This window comes from Xenorhabdus santafensis (assembly GCF_033949405.1).
GTDB classification, from domain to species: Bacteria; Pseudomonadota; Gammaproteobacteria; order Enterobacterales; family Enterobacteriaceae; genus Xenorhabdus; species Xenorhabdus santafensis.
The window spans coordinates 1-22,021 of record NZ_VCDN01000033.1; the positions used below are offsets into that span (position 1 = coordinate 1).

Consider the following 22,021-nt stretch of genomic DNA (forward strand, 5'->3'; position numbering starts at 1 on the left):
AAATATCAATGTGCCTTGAAGAACGACGAGTATAAACATTATTAATTAAGTTAACATTAGGGTGAATTTTAACGTTTCAATAACAATTATTGATTGATAAAAGGGTCGTTTGGATTCGATTAATAAAAGGCTCTCCAAAAAGGTATTTTGGGTAGTGACTCCAAAACGTTATTTGATACAAAGAGAAAGCAGGTAATAACACATGTATTCGGCCCACGAAGAACTGATGCGACCTGTCGCAAGCTAATTTAACTTTACATCATAATGACTATCTACTTATAGCAAGGCGGCAGAAGTTCAATTTATTTATACAAGATGCTAATTATATTTAATCTTAAACTGACAATAATTCATATCTAAATCATCAATCCTCAAAACAGCAAGTTGCAAAATAAATATCACACATGCATTAAAAATGTGACATACATCTCTTGAAAATTTTCTAAAGCCTGGATAAATTTTGTAACGGTTATTTTAACCAAGTGTATATAAGACCATAGACTTTAAATTGCAAACACAACAATCTTAGTTTATATAGCGAATTAAATGATAAATTATTCGGTGCTCAAAAATCAACTTTAGCAGAGCAGTTTCGTGAGGTTTTTATATAGATGTAGATAAAAATAACTACCCTATTGATGGCCATAGCTTTTTATTTTGGGAATCAAAAGAAAATAATGATATCCCGAAATTATCGGAGAGCAAAAATGAAAAATGATTTCATTTCACGTGCACTCATCATCTCCTCAACTCGTTTTATTGCTTTATCATTACCTTTTTGCGATATGATTATGCTAGGACATCAAGGTAATGAATATGTGAAAAATTTTTCTGTTGCTGCACAATTGAGCCAAATCTTTGTGATTTTATCAATAATGCTTAGTATTGGAATTAATATAGTTATTGGTAGAACCAGTTATCAAGATAGAGAGAAATATATTCAAGGCACATTTCGATACTCAATATATCTTGCCATTAGTCTTTTCATATTTAGCCTGCTCACAGCTCCTATTCTCCATTATAATATGGATATACTTAAAACATATCTAATTCTAAGCATTAGCATTTTCCCATTATGTATATCAATATGCTTTTCTAATATATTAGAAACTATTAAGCTGGAAAAGAAAGTTCTTATAATCACTTTATATAGTTCAATTGGAAATCTATTCTTAAATTATGTGCTTATTGAATGGATGGATAATAGTTCGATAGCTGTTTCAACATCAACTTGTTTTGTCAGGCTATTAATTTTATTTCCCTTGTTTCATTTGTTTTTAAAGGAAAAAATCAAATTATCACCTAGGAATGTTAAAGGGCTAAATAAGGAGCTTTTAGTATTAGGAAGAACTAATGCTATAACCAGCCTCTGTTTTACAGGAGGGTTATCACTTTTGGTTATCTATATTTCAAGCAACATGGAAACAGAATTTTCGGCTTTTTTCGGTTTGACCCTAAATTTTATGAATACGATTTCTGTGATTTTTGTTGGAATGACAATATCATTGACAATTTCATTATCAAAAGAAAATAATAATGCTAGATTGGTTACTGCTGGCTATCTTAAACACGCTTTTATTTATATTTTAGTTTTTTCATTTCTATTTTACTGCATTACACCATTATTGTCTTATGCTTACTTAGGTTACAAAAATCAATTGCTCATTAAATATTTTATGTTATCTATTGGTGTAATTGCATTTGATGGTATAGCCCAAGTTTTTATTGCAACTCTTAGAATATACGGTATATCACAGATCCCACCATTATTCAGGCTATCATTAATATTTATTGGGATTCCATTATCATTCATCTTTTCAATTGATAGTGATCCAATTGCAAATATTATCAAATTTATGATGATAGGTAATATTTTGGCAAGTATATTTTGTATCCTTTATTTTGTTAGATATTTTCCAAAACAAAAAACGGCACCCTGAGGTGCCGTTAGTTAATTAAGTAATAACTTATCTTAGCTTTCGCCATAGATATTCACGCGGTCACGTAACTCTTTCCCTGGTTTAAAGTGAGGAACGTATTTACCGTCCAATTCCACTTTATCACCAGTTTTTGGGTTACGACCCACACGCGGAGCCCGGTAGTGAAGAGAAAAGCTGCCGAATCCGCGAACTTCAATACGTTCACCTGCAGCTAATGTTTCTGCCATATGATCAAGCATTTCTTTCACTGCATCTTCAACGGCTTTGGCCGGCATGTGAGATTGTTGCTCTGCAAGTCTTTCGATTAATTCAGACTTGGTCATGGGTATACCTCCCTAAACTACCGTATTCGGGTAATATTATCGCTATGGAAAATATTACCCGCCGTTATTGACTTAGATTATTCGCCTTTAGCTGCTTTGAAAGCTTCAGCCATTGCGTTGTTAGCAAAGTTTGCGTCTTCTTGTTTGTTCACAGAAGCGATAGCGTCTTTTTCATCAGCTTCGTCTTTCGCACGAACAGACAGGTTGATTACGCGGTTTTTGCGATCAACGCCTACATATTTAGCTTCAACTTCATCGCCAACGTTCAGAACTTGAGTTGCATCTTCAACGCGGTCACGAGAAGCTTCTGATGCACGCAGGTAACCTTCAACACCGTCAGCTAATTCAACTGTAGCACCTTTTGCGTCAACTGCAGTTACTTTACCATTAACAATTGCACCTTTCTTGTTTACAGACAGGTAATTGTTGAATGGATCTTCTGCCAGTTGCTTGATACCCAGAGAGATACGCTCACGCTCTGCATCTACTTGCAGAACTACAGCAGCGATTTCGTCGCCTTTCTTGTATTCACGAACTGCTTCTTCGCCTGCAACGTTCCAGGAGATGTCAGACAGGTGAACCAGACCGTCGATGCCGCCGTCCAGACCGATGAAGATACCGAAGTCAGTGATAGACTTGATTTTGCCTTCAACACGGTCGTTTTTGTTGTGAGTTTCAGCAAATTGCTGCCAAGGGTTAGATTTACACTGCTTCAGACCCAGGGAGATACGACGACGTTCTTCGTCGATATCCAGAACCATAACTTCCACAACGTCACCAACGTTAACAACTTTGGATGGGTGGATGTTTTTGTTGGTCCAATCCATTTCTGAAACGTGTACCAGACCTTCAACGCCTTCTTCGATTTCAACGAAGCAGCCGTAGTCAGTCAGGTTAGTCACGCGACCAGTCAGTTTAGTACTTTCTGGATAACGCTTAGCGATTGCTACCCATGGATCTTCGCCCAATTGTTTCAGACCCAGAGATACGCGGGTACGCTCACGATCGAATTTCAGTACTTTAACTGTGATTTCGTCGCCCACATTGACGATTTCGCTTGGGTGTTTAACACGTTTCCAAGCCATATCAGTAATGTGCAGCAGGCCATCAACGCCGCCCAGATCAACGAATGCACCGTAGTCAGTCAGGTTCTTAACGATACCTTTAACTTCCATGCCTTCTTGCAGGTTTTCCAGCAGCTGATCACGCTCTGCACTGTTTTCAGATTCGATAACAGCACGACGGGAAACAACTACGTTGTTACGCTTCTGATCCAGCTTGATGACTTTGAACTCAAGCTCTTTGCCTTCAAGGTGAGCAGTGTCACGAACCGGACGAACGTCAACCAGTGAACCAGGCAAGAATGCGCGGATACCGTTCAGTTCTACAGTAAAGCCGCCTTTTACTTTGCCATTGATAACACCAGTGACAGTTTCAGCTTCTTCGTATGCTTTCTCCAGCATCAGCCATGCTTCGTGACGTTTTGCTTTTTCACGGGACAGGATAGTTTCACCGAAACCATCTTCAACCGCGTCCAGAGCTACGTCAACTTCATCGCCAACTTGGATTTCCAGCTCGCCCTGAGCATTTTTGAATTGTTCTACAGGAATTGCAGATTCAGATTTCAGACCTGCGTCAACCAGTACAACGTCTTTATCGATGGAAACGACAACACCACGTACGATTGCACCTGGACGTGTTTCGATAGCCTGTAGGGATTCTTCAAAGAGTTGAGCAAAAGATTCTGTCATGTTAATGATCTTCAAGTGTTTTAATTAACGTCCATTTAGCATCCGGCCGAATGGGGTTGTTTTACATACCTCGCAACTTTCCTTGTTACAAGGTGTTTTGGTGTGCCAGCGTATTTCACTACCCACACACCAGAATTCTATATACATCTTCTTAATACACTACTGCAATAGTGTATTTACGAAAATTGTCAATTATGCAGGTATTTCCAGCATATTTTTCGCATATGTCAGTGCTTTATCAATCACTTCTTCGATAGACATGCTAGTCGAGTCCAGGATCAATGCATCTTGTGCAGGCACTAATGGCGCGACAGTCCGGTTGCGATCACGGAAATCCCGTTCTTGTATTTCGGACAAAAGGTTTTCAAAGTTAACACTAAAACCCTTATCCTGCAACTGTAACATGCGTCTGCGCGCCCGTTCTTGCGCGCTTGCGTCAAGAAATATTTTCACTGGCGCATCAGGAAACACAACTGTTCCCATGTCACGACCATCCGCAATCAGCCCCGGAACAAGGCGAAAAGCTCTCTGCCTGCGTAAAAGTGCTTCGCGGACACGCGGAAAGGTTGCAGCCTGTGAAGCTGTATTACCAACGGTTTCAGTCCGAATTTCGTTACTGACATCTTCGCCTTCCAAAATGACCCGGAGCTTGCCATTTTCGGGTACAAAACGAACATCCAGATTTGCAGCCAGAGGAACCAGAGCGTCTTCAGACTGGATATCCACCTGATGGTGAATAGCAGCCAATGCCAGCACACGGTAAATAGCACCGGAATCAAGTAATTGCCAACCCAACGCTTCAGCCAATGCCTGACATAATGTTCCCTTGCCAGCGCCACTTGGCCCATCAACGGTTATTACTGGGGCTATCGCCGCCATCATTATCCTCCTTTTCGCATAACATTCGCATGAATGACAGATCATCTACCGAATGCAGATAATTGCTCATTTAATAAGCAATAAAAGTCTGTATTATTATACGCACTCAGTGGATGAGCGAAACAGGCGCGGCATAATTATCCCAAATTTTCATGCTGAACCATTTTTCAGCACGAAAATTTCTTGGGCACTTGTTTTACTCCGGCTCTTTTTTCCTGCTTTTTGGCTCTTACTCTACATACTGGCTGAGTTTTTCAAGCTGATTAAAATAGTCCGGGAATGTTTTTGCTGTGCAGCCTGGATCGAGAATAGTAACGGGAGTATCTGACAAAGCCACCAGCGAGAAGCACATTGCCACGCGGTGATCATTATAAGTTTCGATTTCAGCATGATTTAACTTTTCTGGCGGAGTCACACGAATGTAATCATGCCCTTCTTCCACTTCAGCTCCAACTTTGCGCAGTTCAGTTGCCATGGCATTGAGCCGGTCAGTTTCCTTTACCCGCCAGTTGTAAATATTGCGGATAACGGTCTCTCCCTGCGCAAACAATGCGGTTGTTGCGATGGTCATTGCTGCATCCGGGATGGCATTCATATCCATATCAACGCCTGTTAATGTTCCCCTTTCACATTCAACAAAATCATCCCCCCAGCGAATAATCGCTCCCATCCGCTCCAATACATTGGCAAATTTGGTATCGCCTTGCAGGCTGTTTTTACCAATGCCCGTGACACGGACTGTGCCCCCTTTAATCGCTGCTGCGGCCAGAAAATAAGACGCAGATGAAGCATCCCCTTCAACTAAATACTGCCCCGGCGAGACATATTGTTGTTGGCCTTTAATATGGAAAACCTGATAGTTTTCATTTTGAATCACCACACCAAAACTTTTCATCAATGCCAGCGTAATATCAATATAAGGTTTAGAAACCAAATCACCCTGGATTTGAATGTCGGTGTCGTTCTCTGCCAATGGTGCTGCCATCAACAAAGCAGTCAGGAACTGGCTGGAAACACTGCCATCAACAGTAACTTTTCCTCCCGAAAAACCTCCCTTGATATGCAATGGCGGGTAATTTTCTTGTTCAAGATAATCAATTTTTGCTCCACCTTGACGCAACGCATCTACCAAATGACCAATTGGGCGCTCTTTCATCCGTGGCTCACCGGTCAGTACAACATCATTGTTTCCCAGACATAATGCTGCTGCCAATGGCCGCATCGCGGTTCCCGCATTGCCCAAAAACAGCTCCAGCCCGCTTTTTCCTGTGATATTTGCTCCCATGCCATCAACTTCACAGATAGTGCGATCAGCAGATAAGCGATAGGGAATATCTAACGCTGTCAGCGCATTAAGCATGTAACGAATGTCATCACTATCCAATAAATTGGTCAGACGGGTAGTTCCTTTGGCAAAAGCAGCAAGTAGTAATGCGCGATTGGAAACACTTTTAGAGCCGGGCAGATTGATAGTTCCATGAATACGAGAAATGGGTTGTAGCGTCAGGGATTGCATAAAGAGAGGGATCTCCGGTTTTTAACACATTATTTTTGAATTTTTAGAAGCGAGTCAGGATATTAATATCGGGAGACTTTATTCCCCCGACGATAGAGCATTAAGCGTTGCGGCGTTCGAAATCGGCCATAAATTCAACCAGTGTTTTTACACCTTCATAAGGCATCGCATTATAAATAGAAGCTCGGGCACCACCTGCGACTTTGTGCCCTTTCAGCGCATGTAAGCCGCGAGCATAGGCTTCTTCCAGAAACTTGCCATCCAATGCCGGATTAGCGAGCTGGAATGGAACATTCATAATAGAGCGGTTTTTAGGTTCAATACGGTTGATATACAGATTGCTGTCATCAATGGCACGATAAAGGAGTTCTGCTTTCGCATGGTTACGTTTGCTTATTTCATGTAACCCCCCCTGCTCTTTCAGCCATTTAAATACCATACCAGACAGATACCATGCAAATGTCGGTGGTGTATTGTACATGGAGTCAAATTGAGCCTGCACAGTGTAATCCAGTATGGATGGGGTGTGCTTGTGTGCTTTGCCCAAGAGATCTTCACGAATAATGACAACCGTAATTCCCGCCGGCCCAATGTTTTTTTGTGCCCCTGCATAAATGACAGCATAACGGCTGACATCAATTGGTGCGGAAAGAATTGTTGAAGAATAATCGGCAACGACGATTGTATCATCACCAAAATCAGGCTCTTCAAAGATGCCGATGCCTTCAATGGTTTCATTGGGGCAATAATGGACATAAGCAGCATCTTTGTTCAAAGCCCATTCACTCATTGGTTTCACACCTTTGATGCCATCTGTTTCTGTTCTGATATCAATGACATTTGGCGTGCAATATCTTTTTGCTTCTTTCGCAGCACTTTCAGACCAATAACCACTGACGATATAATCTGCGGTTGATTTGTCTCCCAATAAGTTTTGCGGCAATGCCGAAAATTGCCCACGGGCCCCACCGTGGCAAAATAACACCTTATAATTTTCAGGTATTGCTAATAATTCTCTTAAATCTTTTTCTGCTTCAGCCGCAACTGCTACAAATTCTTTGCTGCGATGGCTGATTTCCATCACCGACGTTCCCAGACCATGCCAGTTACAAAGTTCCTGCTCTGCACGGCGTAACACCTCTGCTGGCAACATTGCGGGGCCAGCGCTGAAATTATATACCTGATTCATTAATTTCACCCTATCAATGGATACAATAAAACCGGATGTATTGGTTTTATCACTCTCGCCCTGTCACTGCAATGGTTATTAAAATAAGTTATCGCCATCTATATAACTTATTGTTCTTAATGGCATCACTTCCCATATGCAAGGACTTCAATTGAATGTCACAATGATATTGTTCCATTATTAATATCACTAAAATGAGGATTAAAAATGACACAGAAATTATCACAGGCATCGATACAAAGAGAAAAAAATCAAACAATTTAGCCAAATTGGATTTAATTGATATTTTTATACAAGGGCCTGTGGAATATGCTGAATATTACACAATAACTACAACGGCACACACAGTGAATTATCGAGAGTTATCTGAGAAAGTTTACATACTGGCAGATAATTCTTAATGCCTATGTTTCTCGAAAAAGCTTATAGGCAGCTTACCTACTGGACGTTGTGTGAAAATATGCTTGTAGTTAATGCACAAAATGCAGAATTGACGTTAAAAGGCGAATATTTATCCTATCTTACGATGAACAGCTAATTACCGGATCGGTAGTTTGTCTATTGGAAACAAAATAATTCTCTATCATAGAGATAATTTTTAACTGAAAAAACAGAAAGATGTATTAAATGCATCTTTCTGTTTTTCTATATCAGAAATAATTAAAATCAAAAATCAGTACTTAATATCGAAAAATAAGTACTCAATATCAGAAATTAATATTTGCTGAACATTTCCTGAATTTTTGCTGTATCAGTAGTCTGAGTCAGAGCCAATTGCAGAAGAACACGAGCTTTCTGTGGGTTCAGACGTTCAGATGCTACAAAACCATATTTGCTGTCGTTAACTTCAGCATTCTGGGTAGTGTAGCCGAAAGGAATGCGGCTGGAGCGAACAACAACAACACCATCTTTTGCTGCTTTAGCCAGCGTATCCAGAATAGAGGTATAGATGTTGCCATTACCTACGCCTGCACTGATAATGCCTTGGAAGCCATTTTCAATGAGCGCTTTTGTTGGCAGTTCAGATGCATTGGAGTAGTTATAGACAATGCCAACTTTTGGCAGTTTATCCAACTTGCTAACATCAAACGGTGCTTTTTCAGTTTTTACTGGTGCATTAGAGTAATAATTTACTTTACCGTTGTGAACGAAGCCTTGTGCACCCGCATTCACAGCCTGGAATGCCTGAACTTCAGTGGTGCTCAATTTACCGATGTCACGACCGTGGATCACGGAATCGTTCATCGCGAGCAAAACGCCACGGTTTGCAGAGTTTTTGTCAGATGCGACAACAACCGCATTGTACAGGTTCAGTGGGCCATCAGCGCCCAGAGCGGTGGATGGACGCATTGCACCAACCATCACGATAGGTTTCTTACACTGAGTAGTCAGATCGAGGAAATAAGCTGTTTCTTCCATGGTATCAGTACCGTGGGTAATCACGAAACCATCGGTCTTATTACAATCTGCATTGATTTTTTTCGCCAGAGTCAGCCAAACTTGGTCATTCATATCCTGAGAACCAATGCTAACAACCTGCTCACCTTTCAGATCTGCAATGTTTCTAATTGCTGGTACAGCATTCAACAGAGCATCAACACCAACTTTACCCGCTGTATAGTTAGATTGAGTTGCGGATTCACCACCCCCTGCAATTGTTCCCCCGGTTGCCAAGACGGTGATATTTGGCAAAGCAAATGCAGAACCACTGATTAAAGCCAAAATACCGGCTATTGCTGTTTTTTTAGTCTTTTTCATTATTTAACCTCTTGTAAAAAAACCATTTTATTATGTATTACAGTAAAAAATAAACTCTAATTAACAATAATTTTTGGTAATTGATAGAGCAGACAAAAAAAACGCCGTATGATATGCGGCATCTAACATAAATTGAAGTGAATTACGATGACGCAAACCTATATCCCAGGCAAAGATGCCGCATTGGAAGATTCCATTAACCGTTTCCAGCATAAGCTGCAATCTCTTGGTTTTAACATTGAAGAAGCTTCATGGCTGAATCCGGTTCCTAATGTTTGGTCAGTACATATCCGTGATCGCGATTGCCCTCTGTGCTTTACCAATGGTAAAGGTGCAAGCAAGAAAGCTGCCTTGGCTTCTGCACTGGGAGAATATTTCGAGCGCTTGTCGACAAACTATTTTTTTGCTGATTTTTATCTTGGCAATGCCATTGCCAATGGCGATTTTGTTCATTACCCAAATGAGAAATGGTTCCCTCTGCCAGAAGATGATTCTCTGCCGGAAGGCATTTTAGACGAACGCCTGCATCGTTTTTATGACCCAGATCATGCGTTGTGCGCCAGCCAACTGGTTGATCTGCAATCAGGTAATGAAGAACGAGGTATTTGCGCCCTGCCTTTTACTCGTCAATCAGACAACCAAGCTATTTATATTCCGATGAATATTATCGGAAACCTATATGTTTCAAACGGCATGTCAGCGGGCAATACTTCCAATGAAGCCCGGGTTCAAGGCTTATCCGAAGTATTCGAACGTTATGTGAAAAACCGTATTATTGCTGAACGCATTAGCCTGCCTGAAATCCCACAAGAGGTTATGAACCGTTACCCTGGTGTAGTTGCATCAGTGAATAAATTGCAAGAAGAGGGCTTCCCGCTTTATTGCTACGATGCCTCACTCGGCGGCCAATTCCCGGTAATCTGTGTAGTCTTGTTCAATCCGAGCAATGGAACCTGTTTTGCCTCCTTTGGTGCCCATCCTGATTTTGGCGTAGCATTGGAACGTACTGTCACCGAATTACTGCAAGGCCGTAGTCTGAAAGATCTGGATGTCTTTACGCCACCAAGCTTTGATGATGAAGAAGTTTCTGAGCATACCAATCTGGAAACTCACTTCATTGATTCAAGCGGTGCCATCAGTTGGGATCTGTTCAAACAAGATGCCGATTATGAATTTGCAGATTGGAATTTCAGCGGAACAACCGAAGAAGAATTTACGACTTTGATGAATATCTTCAATGTGTTGGATGCTGAAGTTTATATTGCTGATTATGAACACCTCGGTGTTTACGCTTGCCGTATTCTGGTTCCGGGTATGTCAGATATCTATCCAGTCGAAGATCTGCACATCGCCAATAACACTATGGGCACTCATCTGCGTGACACTATCCTGGCACTGCCGGACAGCCAATGGCAGCCGGAAGAGTACCTTGCACTCCTTGAACAGTTGGATGATGAAGGATTGGATGACTTCACCCGTGTCCGTGAATTGTTAGGCATTGCGGCTGGCAAAGATAACGGCTGGAGTAACCTGCGCATCGGTGAATTAAAATCCATGCTGGCGCTGGCGGGTAATGATTTGGAGCAAGCTCTGATTTGGGTTGAATGGACACAAGACTTCAATAATTCAGTCTTCACCGCAGAGCGCACTAATTATTATCGTTGCCTGCAAACACTGTTACTGTTGACCCAAGAAGAAGATCGCGAGCCAGAGCAGTATTATCAAGCATTTGTAAGAATGTACGGTCAAGACACAGTAGATGCGGCCTCTGCTGCAATTGCCGGGGAAAATTGTTTCCACGGTCTTTGGTCTATCGATTCAGAATTAAAAGCGCTGCCAGCACATCAGAGTTTATTGAATGCTTATGAAAAGTTGCAAAAAGCCAAGCGTGAATTTTGGATAACTAAATAAGCCAAATACATTAAAAGTAAAATTCAGGTTAAATACAATTTATTTTAAAATGACAAATAAATAACAATTTAACCTGTTATTTTACTTTTTATTCCCTCACAACCAAAACTCCTTATATAAAATATTTTTATAAATTTTAAAAAATATTTTTCCTTTATAAATCACCATGTTAAAATAAAATAATCGTATTTAGCCCCCGAACAATCACCAGACTTTCGGCCTAATATGATCCATATCAAATTTAGGTCTGTGCCCATTTGTTACTATCATTGCGTGCTATAATTAACTAAGGATAAAGAGAGTGTTAGGATGAAAACTGACAACCCTTTTAATTTATTTTCACCTGCTGTAATGGCACAAATCGCTGATGACAGTGGTGTATATAAAGTCAATAAACACCTCACAGTGACTTATTTATCAGCAATCATGGCAGGTGTGTTTATTTCCATTGCTTTTGTTTTTTATCTTACAGCAACGACAGGAACATCCTCTGTTCCTTATGGATTGGCAAAATTAACCGGTGGGATCTGTTTTTCCCTTGGTTTAATGCTGGTGGTGATATGCGGTGTCGATCTCTTTACATCCACTGTCCTAACAATCATCTCAAAAGCGACAGGCCGCATAACCTGGTCGCAAATGTTCAAGAACTGGCTCAACGTTTATGTCGGTAACTTGATTGGGGCACTGTTTTTTGTCGCCTTGCTCTGGTTCTCAGGCCAATACACCGTTGCCAATGGTGCTTGGGGGCTGAATGTATTGCAAACAGCAGACCATAAAATGCACCACTCCTTTATTGAAGCCGTCTGCTTAGGTATTTTAGCCAATCTGATGGTATGTCTGGCTGTTTGGATGAGCTACGCCGGGCGCAGCCTGATCGATAAATTATTCGTGCTGATACTGCCTATCGGCATGTTTGTGGCAAGTGGTTTTGAACACAGTATCGCCAATATGTTTTTAATTCCGTTCGGGATCGTCATCAAAAACTTTGCCCCAGATACATTTTGGGAAAAAACAGGAGCAAGCCCCGAACAGTTTTCCCAACTCACCGTTTCAAATTTTATTACTGATAATTTAATCCCCGTAACGATAGGCAACATTATCGGTGGTGCGATATTGGTTGGGTTGACTTATTGGTTCATTTATTTACGTGGCGGCAAAAAGAGTTAATCCGCCTCCACGCCAAGTTTCTTAAAAGTTCCACTGTTAAAAGGTAGAAGTATCATGTCCGAGTTAAATGAAAAATTTTCTGTAGCATGGCAAGGCTTTAACGAGGGTAGCTGGAAAAATGAAGTCAACGTTCGCAACTTCATCCAACAAAACTATACCCCGTATGAAGGAGACGAATCATTCCTTGCAGGCGCCACAAAAGAGACAGATATTTTGTGGGAAAAAGTCATGGAAGGTATCAAAATTGAAAACCGTACTCATGCACCGGTAGATTTTGATACCAACGTTGCGTCTACAATTACCTCTCATGATGCTGGTTATATTGAAAAAAGTCTGGAGCAAATTGTTGGTTTGCAAACCGAAGCACCTCTGAAACGTGCCATTATTCCATTTGGTGGCATCAAGATGGTGGAAGGTTCTTGCAAAGCATACAATCGCGAGCTGGATCCAAAACTGAAACAAATTTTTACCGAATACCGCAAAACTCATAATCAGGGTGTCTTTGATGTTTATACACCTGATATTTTGAAATGCCGTAAATCTGGTGTTTTGACTGGCCTGCCGGATGCTTATGGCCGTGGTCGTATCATTGGTGACTATCGCCGCGTTGCATTGTACGGTATCGACTATCTGCGCAATGACAAACTTGCGCAATTCACCTCCCTGCAAGAAAAATTAGAAAATGGCGAAGATCTGGAAGCCACTATCCGCCTGCGCGAAGAAATTGCTGAGCAACATCGCGCTCTTGGCCAAATCAAAGAAATGGCGGCCAAATATGGATATGACATTTCCAATCCAGCAACCAACGCCAAAGAAGCGGTACAATGGACTTACTTTGCCTATCTGGCAGCCGTGAAATCTCAAAATGGCGCAGCAATGTCCTTCGGTCGTGTTTCCAGCTTCCTGGATATCTACATCGAACGCGATATTCAAGCAGGCAAATTGACTGAGCAACAAGCGCAAGAATTGATCGACCATCTGGTCATGAAGCTGCGTATGGTGCGTTTCCTGCGTACCCCTGAATATGATGAACTGTTCTCTGGCGACCCGATTTGGGCTACCGAATCATTGGCTGGCATGGGATTGGACGGTCGTACACTCGTAACGAAAAGCACCTTCCGTTTCCTGAATACACTCTACACCATGGGGCCATCCCCAGAGCCTAACATGACCATTCTGTGGTCTGAAAAACTGCCGATTAACTTTAAAAAATTCGCAGCAAAAGTGTCTATCGACACGTCATCCTTGCAATATGAAAACGATGACCTGATGCGCCCTGATTTCGACAGCGATGACTATGCTATCGCATGTTGTGTCAGCCCAATGATAGTTGGTAAGCAAATGCAGTTCTTCGGTGCTCGTGCAAACCTTGCAAAAACCATGCTGTATGCCATCAATGGCGGTGTGGATGAAAAACTGAAAATGCAGGTTGGGCCGAAAGAAGAACCTATGCAAGATGCTGTGCTGGATTATGACAAAGTCATGGAACGCACGGATCACTTCATGGATTGGCTGGCGAAACAGTATGTCACTGCTTTGAATATCATTCACTTTATGCATGATAAATACAGCTATGAAGCGTCATTGATGGCTCTGCACGATCGCGATGTGCTCCGTACCATGGCATGTGGTATCGCAGGTTTATCTGTGGCAGCTGACTCATTGTCTGCAATTAAATATGCAAAAGTATCTCCAATCCGTGACGAAGATGGGCTGGCCATTGACTTCAACATTGAAGGTGAATACCCACAATTTGGTAACAACGATCCACGCGTCGATGATATCGCTTGTGATCTGGTTGAACGCTTCATGAAAAAAATCCAGAAGCTGCAAACATACCGCAATGCTATTCCAACACAGTCTGTACTGACCATTACCTCTAACGTAGTGTATGGCAAAAAAACGGGTAATACACCTGATGGACGTCGCGCTGGGGCACCATTCGGGCCGGGCGCCAACCCAATGCACGGACGTGACCAGAAAGGTGCGGTTGCTTCATTGACATCAGTGGCCAAACTGCCATTTGCCTACGCCAAGGATGGTATTTCATACACCTTCTCCATCGTGCCTAACGCACTGGGTAAAGATGATGAAGTACGCAAGGCAAACTTGGCAGGTTTGATGGATGGTTATTTCCACCATGAAGCTGATATCGAAGGTGGTCAACATCTGAATGTAAACGTGATGAATCGTGAAATGCTGCTGGATGCGATGGAAAACCCTGAGAAATATCCTCAGCTGACCATCCGTGTATCAGGTTATGCTGTACGATTTAACTCGTTGACTAAAGAGCAACAAAAAGACGTTATCACCCGTACTTTTACGCAAACAATGTAATCATTGAGATCCATTGCTGAAAATAACGTCAACTAAAATTGTGTTACCTAAAAATGCCATTATCTTCTATTGAAATGGCATAAACTAAAGGCCCCTAAATACTTGGGGCCTTTATTACTTGTCAGTTTTTGGAGAAATCCGTTCATGTCCGTACTTGGTCGTATCCACTCTTTTGAATCTTGCGGAACCGTCGATGGACCGGGGATCCGTTTTATTGTTTTTTTTCAGGGTTGCTTGATGCGTTGTCTTTACTGCCACAATCGCGATACCTGGGATACCCACGGAGGAAAGACGGTTGCTGTTGAAGAACTCATGAAAGAGGCAACGACCTATCGCCATTTTATGAATGCATCGGGTGGTGGTGTTACTGCTTCAGGCGGTGAAGCCATTCTTCAGGCTGAATTTGTCCGTGATTGGTTCAGGGCTTGCCATGCAGAGGGAATCAACACATGTTTAGACACCAATGGATTTGTCCGTCGTTATGACCCAGTGATTGATGAACTATTGGACGATACTGACCTTGTTATGCTGGACTTAAAGCAAATCAATGATGAGATACACCAAAAACTGGTCGGTGTATCCAATCACAGAACACTTGAGTTTGCCCATTACCTAGCCAAACGCAATCAAAGAACCTGGATCCGTTATGTTGTCGTTCCTGGTTGGTCGGATGATGAACAATCCGTTCATTTACTTGGTGAATTTACCAAGGACATGAAAAATATTGAAAAAATTGAATTATTGCCTTACCACGAACTGGGTAAACATAAATGGGTTGCCATGGGTGAAGAGTATAAATTGGATAATGTTCATCCTCCTTCAAAAGAAACGATGGATAGAGTAAAAGAAATTTTAAGTAGTTATGGTCATCATGTGATTTATTAAGTTTCTGCTCTAACTCCATTAGAATATTAATAAAAACTGACTTTCCAAGAATTGAAGTCAGTTTTTTTTTGAAAAAAGCTTTTTAGCAATATAAATTCGATCTAGTATTACCTGTCAGAAACAAAAAATCATTTTTCATTACCATTAAGAGGGGATTATGATGAAAAATTTAATTTTTTATTTTATGATATCAGGGGTATCATTAATTTCTTTAAATATACAGGCTAATGATAAAAATTTAGCTCCCGATAAATATCTTGATGAAAATAAAAATAACATCTTGATTAGCCATGATAAAAATTCTATTAAAAGCGAATCCGAACCAAATTCCATCAATAAAAATATCTTTCATAAAAACATTCCATTAAAAGTTTTCACATTAAATATTTGGTTAGAAGGTCATTACATCAAAGGATCATATGATGGCATTGTAAATGCCATCATTGCTGCTAATGCTGACCTCATTTCTCTTAATGAAGTTAAAAATTACAATCACATTGATTTCACTAAACGGCTAGTAAACTCACTTAATAATAAGGGATTTAAATATTATTCTTATAAATCAGGAAATGACGCCAGCATTCTCTCTCGCTATCCTATAATAAAACATGCTAATTTTGATAGATTTACTAAAGTACTCATTAAGAAAAATGGCGTTTACATCGATTTTTATTCTGCTCATTTAGATTATAAACATGCGGCCAACTATCTTCCCAGAGGCTATGACGGTAACACATGGAAAGAATTACCTAATGGCCCAGATACGAATATCAATCATATTTTGAAAGAAAATAATAAATCACAGCGACCAAACTCAATTAATTTATTTATAAAAAATGCAAAAAATGGGATCGATAACCATCACATGATTATGCTTGCAGGTGATTTTAATGAACCTTCTTGGCAAGATTGGTCAGAAAAAACAAAAAATATGTTCGATCATAATGGTACTGTTGTACCCTGGACCAGTATCAAATTATTAACTAACGCAGGTTATATTGACACCTATCGAACTAAATATCCTGATCCAGTTACATACCCCGGTTTTACCTGGCCAGCAAACAATATAAACGTTGATATTAGTAAACTAGCATGGGCACCAAAAGCAGATGAGCGCGATCGCATTGACTTTATTTTTTATCATTCAGATCCACGTTTGACAGTAAAAGATGTCATGATTATCGGCCCTTCTAGCAGTATTGTCAGAGGCAAACGAGTTGAGGAAAATTCCCATGATAAATTTAAACAACCAAAAGGAATTTGGCCGACTGATCATAAAGGAGTATTAAGTACCTTTATCCTGGCACTATGATCAGCATAGCAACTCAAGATGTAACTATAAAAATCAAGCAACAATTCATTCATATTTCTTATTAAATCTTACATTATACTGATGCCAATAAAATAAAATATAAAACAGCCTTTTAACTCATCCACTTAATAAATGGAGTAAATTATTGCAATACAAAGATATAACTCCATTTATTACTTTATGCAAAAGCAATACTTATATTTTTAAAAATATAAAAAACGATATTTTAATCTATAAAAACACGCTATCGCTTACTAGAGATAAAGTGATTTTCCTTGTATCAATATATATTAGGGAATTAAGCTAAAATTGGATTATTGCAATAAGAAACCCATTCAAGGCATTCGTCAATATCCATAATATAATGCATATTAATCCACAAATAAGTTACCCAATTAACACTTGTTGCTTAATAATTTTTATAAGATAATCCGGCCTGCTTTCTCTACAAACGCGCATTAATGGGATGGTATAGAGAAAACATAATTCAAAAATAATCATTCAATAAGATAATTCGGAAAAAAAATGGATAATCAAGATATTAATTTCGATTCAAGGGAAAATAATGTTTCTCTGAGTAAAGAGAAAGAGATATTCATTCCTGGCGGGCGTGCTGCAGGCGCTGGAGCGGCCACAGAATGGATAGGTGATGCTTGGCAAATATTTAAAGCACAGCCAATGAAATGGATACTGATGGGTTTGATTTACATGGGCCTTTTAGCAGTTGTACAATTCCTGCCTTTCCTTGGCATCTTCAGTATGTTGTTTGGGTCAGTCCTAGTTGCCGGCTTCATCGCAGCGGTTCAACAACAAAGAGCCACTGGCGACTTTGACATAGGGCTGCTTTTCTATGGATTTCAAAATAAGCTAGGTTCATTAGTTGCAGTTGGCGGGCTTACCTTCGGTATCTATTTACTTGGAGTGATTGCAGCAGTTATTGTTGGCGGTACAAGTATATTACAATTGATCTTATCAGCAGAAGATCCAGATTCAGCATTATTATTAAGCAGCCTTTCCACTTTATTCTTTGCATTTATTATCTTATACGCTTTCATGATTGTTGCACTTGCATTTAGCTGGTTTGCTCCTGCCTTAATCATCATTAATGATCTAAAATTTGGCGAAGCAGTATCCATGAGTCTGAATGCGGTCAAGAAAAACCTATTCGGTGGTTTTATATATTTCTTATTGATGGGTGTTATAATATTTATTTCAGCAATCCCATTATTCTTAGGTTTCTTAATTACTATGCCTATGTGTATGATCACTGTTTATACAAGCTACCGTAGCATTTTTTATGCTCCAAAAGAAAACGAACGTAAATCTACTCTAATCAGCTGATTATTTGTGAATAGATAACTATATATAAAAAAGCGCTTTTCATAGCGCTTTTTTATTATTTATTAATAATGGGAGTACAAATAATGGATGAAAAAGACATCAAAATAAATTTAGAAAAAACAGCAAATGAACCAGCTAGCGACAGTTTACTCTCTGAAGGACAACAAATTAATGTCGATGCAGCTATCGGCTCGATAAGTGATGCCTGGAATTTCATTTCACCCAAACTAGGAAGTTGGATACTACTTGGCATTATTTATAGTATTATTAATTTAGTAATTTTCTTTATTCCTTATTTTTCTTTTATTATTTCTAATGTACTGGAACCTTTATTTATAGCAGGAATCATTTCTGTCTGTCATACACAAAATACAACGGGAAAAGTTGAAATAGGCCGGCTTTTTTATGGTTTTCAATATAAATTCAGTTCAATGCTGATGGTCGGTTTCGTTGCCTTCGGCATAAATCTTATAGGATATACTTTTTCTGCTCTTATAGATGGCGATGATTTATATCAAGTTATTTTTGGAGATATATATAGCGATATTAATTCAATATTCTCTAATGAAAATTCATCATCATCATTTTTATCTCTATTTTCTTGCATCGTTACTCTATTTTTATCTACTGCATACTCTTTGTTTGCTCCTGCATTAATTATACTTAATGGTTTTAGTGTAAAAAAATCTCTACTCGTTAGTTTGAATGCAGTATGTAAAAACCTAGTAGGGATATTGCTCTTCTTTTTCTTCCTCAATTTATTAATTTTTATTTCTGCTCTTCCTTTGTTTATAGGCCTTTTGTTCACTATGCCGCTGCAAATGGCAACCTATTATTCTCTGTACCGTAAAGTTTTTTATGCCCAAGAAACGAAGAAAAACGAAATAGCCATAACGAATTAACCCGTGTTTCCTCATCATAAAAAAAGCGCCAAATAATGGCGCCTTTTTATCTATCACTTTTTTATCGATTATACAGATGATTAACCGATATATTCCAACCCATTCATATAAGGGCGCAATACTTCTGGAATTTCGATTCGGCCATCTGCCTGTTGGTAGTTTTCCATTACAGCAACCAAAGTACGGCCTACCGCCAGACCAGAACCATTTAGTGTATGAACCAACTGAGTTTTCTTGTCATCCTTGCTACGGAAACGCGCCTGCATGCGGCGAGCCTGATAATCCCAAGTGTTAGAGCAAGATGAAATTTCACGGTAAGTATTTTGCGCAGGCAACCAAACTTCCAGATCGTAAGTTTTTCTTGCGCCGGCTCCCATGTCACCCGTGCACAGCAGCATTTTACGATATGGCAGATTCAGTAACTGCAATACTTTTTCAGCATGCCCCGTTAATTCTTCCAGTGCTTCCATCGATTTCTCTGGATGAACAATTTGAACCAATTCAACTTTATCAAATTGGTGCATACGGATCAGGCCACGGGTATCACGACCGTAGGAACCTGCTTCAGAACGGAAGCAAGGTGTATGGGCCGTCATTTTCAGAGGTAATTCACTTTCATCCAGAATTTCATCACGAACCAAGTTAGTGACAGGAACTTCTGCTGTTGGGATCAAAGCATAATTACTGGCAGATTCTTCTTCCAATGGTCTGGTGTGGAATAAATCTTCACCAAATTTAGGTAATTGACCTGTACCGTACAAAGAATCATGGTTAACTAGATAAGGAACGTAAGTCTCCAGATAACCATGCTGTTCAGTATGCAAATTCAACATGAACTGTGCGATGGCACGGTGCAGACGAGCAATCTGACCTTTCATTACGACAAAACGTGAACCGGTTAATTTAACTGCGGCTGCAAAATCAAGGCCACCAGCCAGTTCACCTAATGAAACATGATCTTTGATTTCAAAGTCATATTGGCGAGGTTCACCCCAACGGCTGATTTCAAGGTTATCGCTGTCGTCCTTGCCTTCAGGGGAAGAGTCATCAGGAATATTCGGCATGCTTAATGCAATATTGCGGATCTCCGCCAGCAACGTTTCCAACTCAGCTTTTGCCGCATTCAGTTTTTCACCCAACTGATTGACTTCCTGACGCAGTGGTTCGATATCTTCACCGCGGGCTTTAGCTGCACCAATAGTTTTCGATCGGGAATTCCGCTCTGCCTGCAGGGTTTCAGTTTCAACTTGTAAAACTTTGCGGCGCTCTTCTAACTTGCGCAGCATCTCCACATCAAGGGTATAACCCCTGCGAGCCAGTTTTTCGGCGACTGCGTCTAGCTCATTACGCAGCATATTTGGATCGAGCATGCTAGTCCTGTGTTTGTTGTTATTGAAAATAATGTTATTGGGATAAATAGTGAAAACTATTGAATATAAACCTTACCGTATCAGTGAGATTAACGATAGCGTTTTATTGGGCTATTTTGGTTCTGTTCCATTAACCAGTTTAATTTTTCCCCAATTTTACCTTCCAGCCCTCTGGCTGCCGGATAATAATAACGTGTTTGTTCCATTTCAGGCGGGAAATAAATTTCACCGGCAGCATATGCATTCGGTTCATCATGAGCATATCGATATGCTTCACCATATCCCATTTCTTTCATCAGTTTAGTTGGAGCATTGCGCAAGTGAACCGGGACATCATAATCGGGTTTATCTTGTGCATCGGCCATCGCTGCTTTGAATGCGGTATAAACCGCGTTACTTTTGGGCGCACATGCGAGATAAACAATTGCCTGTGCAATGGCCCGTTCTCCTTCAGCCGCCCCTACACGGGTGAAACAATCCCATGCAGCAATTGCGACTTGCATGCCACGTGGATCAGCATTCCCTACATCTTCGGAAGCAATAGCCAGTAGCCGTCGGGCAACATAGAGTGGGTCCCCTCCCGCGGATATGATCCTGGCATACCAGTAAAGTGCTGCATCAGGCGCAGAGCCGCGGACGGATTTATGCAAAGCAGAAATTAAATCGTAATATCGATCACCTTTGTTATCAAAGCGCGCACTTCTTTCCCCGCTCACTTCTTTCAACAATTCCGGCGTCAGGATCCGTTGCCCCTGTGAATTGACTTCTGCCATATCTGACATCATTTCCAGCAAATTCAATGAGCGACGCGCATCCCCAGCTACAAGCTCTGCTATCATTTGACGGGTATCGTCCGGCAATACGATATTTTGCCCACCAATCCCATGCTCTTTATCTTCCATCGCCTGAATCAGTACTTGCTCAATTTCCGCCTTTGAGAGCGATTTCAGTAAGTAGACGCGAGCCCGTGACAGTAATGCCGAATTTAATTCAAAAGAAGGGTTTTCAGTCGTTGCGCCAATAAATGTGATCGTGCCATCTTCAATATGCGGTAAAAACGCATCTTGCTGGCTTTTATTAAATCGATGGACTTCATCGACAAATAAAATCGTTCTGCGCCCTGCATTGCGGTTTTGGCGTGCTTTTTCTATGGATTCACGAATTTCTTTAATGCCCGACGTTACGGCTGAAATCCGTTCTATATCAGCTTGGGCATAGTGACCTATGATTTCAGCCAGCGTTGTTTTCCCTGTTCCCGGTGGCCCCCATAAGATCATGGAATGAAGGTGGCCTGCCCGGATTGCCCTTGGCAAAGGCTTACCTTCGGCCAATAAATGTTGCTGACCGATATAGTTATCTAATGTGACTGGCCGCATTCGGGCGGCCAGTGGTTGGAATTCGTTCTGCGAAAAATCGAGTGAAAGGTTGTTCACTTAAACC

The 22,021-nt window shown here is 40.6% G+C and carries 16 protein-coding genes and 1 pseudogene; 9 read left to right on the forward strand and 8 right to left on the reverse strand.

Annotated elements, in window-relative coordinates; all coding sequences use genetic code 11:
* Positions 1–171: 171 nt before the first annotated feature.
* Together FE392_RS22130 and FE392_RS09330 are read left to right on the forward strand one after the other, a co-directional pair.
* Positions 172–249 (forward strand): annotated as a pseudogene (locus tag FE392_RS22130) (IS1 family transposase); the annotation flags it as partial.
* A 458-nt stretch (positions 250–707) separates the two neighbouring features.
* Positions 708–1,940 (forward strand): MATE family efflux transporter, encoded by a 1,233-nt coding sequence (locus FE392_RS09330; RefSeq protein WP_319929957.1) that lies wholly within the window; start codon positions 708–710, stop codon positions 1,938–1,940.
* A 32-nt stretch (positions 1,941–1,972) separates the two neighbouring features.
* Here the strand turns inward: FE392_RS09330 and ihfB are convergent, their stop codons facing one another.
* From ihfB to ansB, 6 genes are all read right to left on the reverse strand, one after another.
* A complete protein-coding gene (gene ihfB / locus FE392_RS09335; protein ID WP_038237207.1) occupies positions 1,973–2,263 on the reverse strand; it encodes an integration host factor subunit beta in 291 nt (96 codons plus the stop codon).
* A gap of 77 nt (positions 2,264–2,340) precedes the next feature.
* Positions 2,341–4,014, reverse strand: coding sequence for a 30S ribosomal protein S1 (gene rpsA / locus FE392_RS09340; RefSeq protein WP_092507134.1), 1,674 nt, complete (start codon positions 4,012–4,014; stop codon positions 2,341–2,343).
* A 192-nt stretch (positions 4,015–4,206) separates the two neighbouring features.
* Positions 4,207–4,893, reverse strand: a complete 687-nt coding sequence (gene cmk / locus FE392_RS09345; RefSeq protein WP_319929992.1) for a (d)CMP kinase — start codon at positions 4,891–4,893, stop codon at positions 4,207–4,209.
* A gap of 229 nt (positions 4,894–5,122) precedes the next feature.
* Positions 5,123–6,409, reverse strand: a complete 1,287-nt coding sequence (aroA, locus tag FE392_RS09350; protein WP_319929958.1) for a 3-phosphoshikimate 1-carboxyvinyltransferase — start codon at positions 6,407–6,409, stop codon at positions 5,123–5,125.
* A 100-nt stretch (positions 6,410–6,509) separates the two neighbouring features.
* On the reverse strand, positions 6,510–7,598 hold the full coding sequence (serC, locus tag FE392_RS09355) for a 3-phosphoserine/phosphohydroxythreonine transaminase (RefSeq protein ID WP_319929959.1): 1,089 nt from the start codon (positions 7,596–7,598) through the stop codon (positions 6,510–6,512).
* 714 nt (positions 7,599–8,312) lie between these two features.
* Complete coding sequence (gene ansB / locus FE392_RS09360) at positions 8,313–9,356, reverse strand: L-asparaginase 2 (protein ID WP_319929960.1); 1,044 nt, start codon at positions 9,354–9,356, stop codon at positions 8,313–8,315.
* 147 nt (positions 9,357–9,503) lie between these two features.
* Here ansB and ycaO point away from each other — a divergent pair, with 147 nt between their 5' ends.
* The 7 genes from ycaO (at position 9,504) to FE392_RS09395 (ending at position 19,211) form a co-directional block, all read left to right on the forward strand.
* Entirely contained in the window at positions 9,504–11,267 is a 1,764-nt protein-coding gene (gene ycaO / locus FE392_RS09365; protein WP_319929961.1) for a 30S ribosomal protein S12 methylthiotransferase accessory factor YcaO, read from the forward strand.
* Between the two features lie 309 nt (positions 11,268–11,576).
* Complete coding sequence (gene focA, locus FE392_RS09370; protein ID WP_319929962.1) at positions 11,577–12,434, forward strand: formate transporter FocA; 858 nt, start codon at positions 11,577–11,579, stop codon at positions 12,432–12,434.
* Between the two features lie 54 nt (positions 12,435–12,488).
* Positions 12,489–14,771, forward strand: a complete 2,283-nt coding sequence (pflB, locus tag FE392_RS09375; RefSeq protein WP_319929963.1) for a formate C-acetyltransferase — start codon at positions 12,489–12,491, stop codon at positions 14,769–14,771.
* Positions 14,772–14,915: 144 nt separating this feature from the next.
* Complete coding sequence (pflA, locus tag FE392_RS09380; RefSeq protein ID WP_319929964.1) at positions 14,916–15,656, forward strand: pyruvate formate lyase 1-activating protein; 741 nt, start codon at positions 14,916–14,918, stop codon at positions 15,654–15,656.
* Positions 15,657–15,813: 157 nt separating this feature from the next.
* Complete coding sequence (locus FE392_RS09385; RefSeq protein ID WP_319929965.1) at positions 15,814–16,968, forward strand: endonuclease/exonuclease/phosphatase family protein; 1,155 nt, start codon at positions 15,814–15,816, stop codon at positions 16,966–16,968.
* 525 nt (positions 16,969–17,493) lie between these two features.
* The gene (locus FE392_RS09390) at positions 17,494–18,309 is read left to right on the forward strand and encodes a BPSS1780 family membrane protein (protein ID WP_319929966.1); all 816 of its coding nucleotides are present in this window, start codon (positions 17,494–17,496) and stop codon (positions 18,307–18,309) included.
* Positions 18,310–18,392: 83 nt separating this feature from the next.
* Entirely contained in the window at positions 18,393–19,211 is an 819-nt protein-coding gene (locus FE392_RS09395) for a BPSS1780 family membrane protein (protein WP_319929967.1), read from the forward strand.
* 80 nt (positions 19,212–19,291) lie between these two features.
* On the opposite strand, the gene serS is transcribed toward FE392_RS09395, so the two are convergent.
* Together serS and FE392_RS09405 are read right to left on the reverse strand one after the other, a co-directional pair.
* Positions 19,292–20,581 (reverse strand): serine--tRNA ligase, encoded by a 1,290-nt coding sequence (gene serS, locus FE392_RS09400; RefSeq protein WP_319929968.1) that lies wholly within the window; start codon positions 20,579–20,581, stop codon positions 19,292–19,294.
* Between the two features lie 89 nt (positions 20,582–20,670).
* Positions 20,671–22,014, reverse strand: a complete 1,344-nt coding sequence (locus FE392_RS09405) for a replication-associated recombination protein A (protein ID WP_319929969.1) — start codon at positions 22,012–22,014, stop codon at positions 20,671–20,673.
* Between the last annotated feature and the right edge of the window lie 7 nt (positions 22,015–22,021).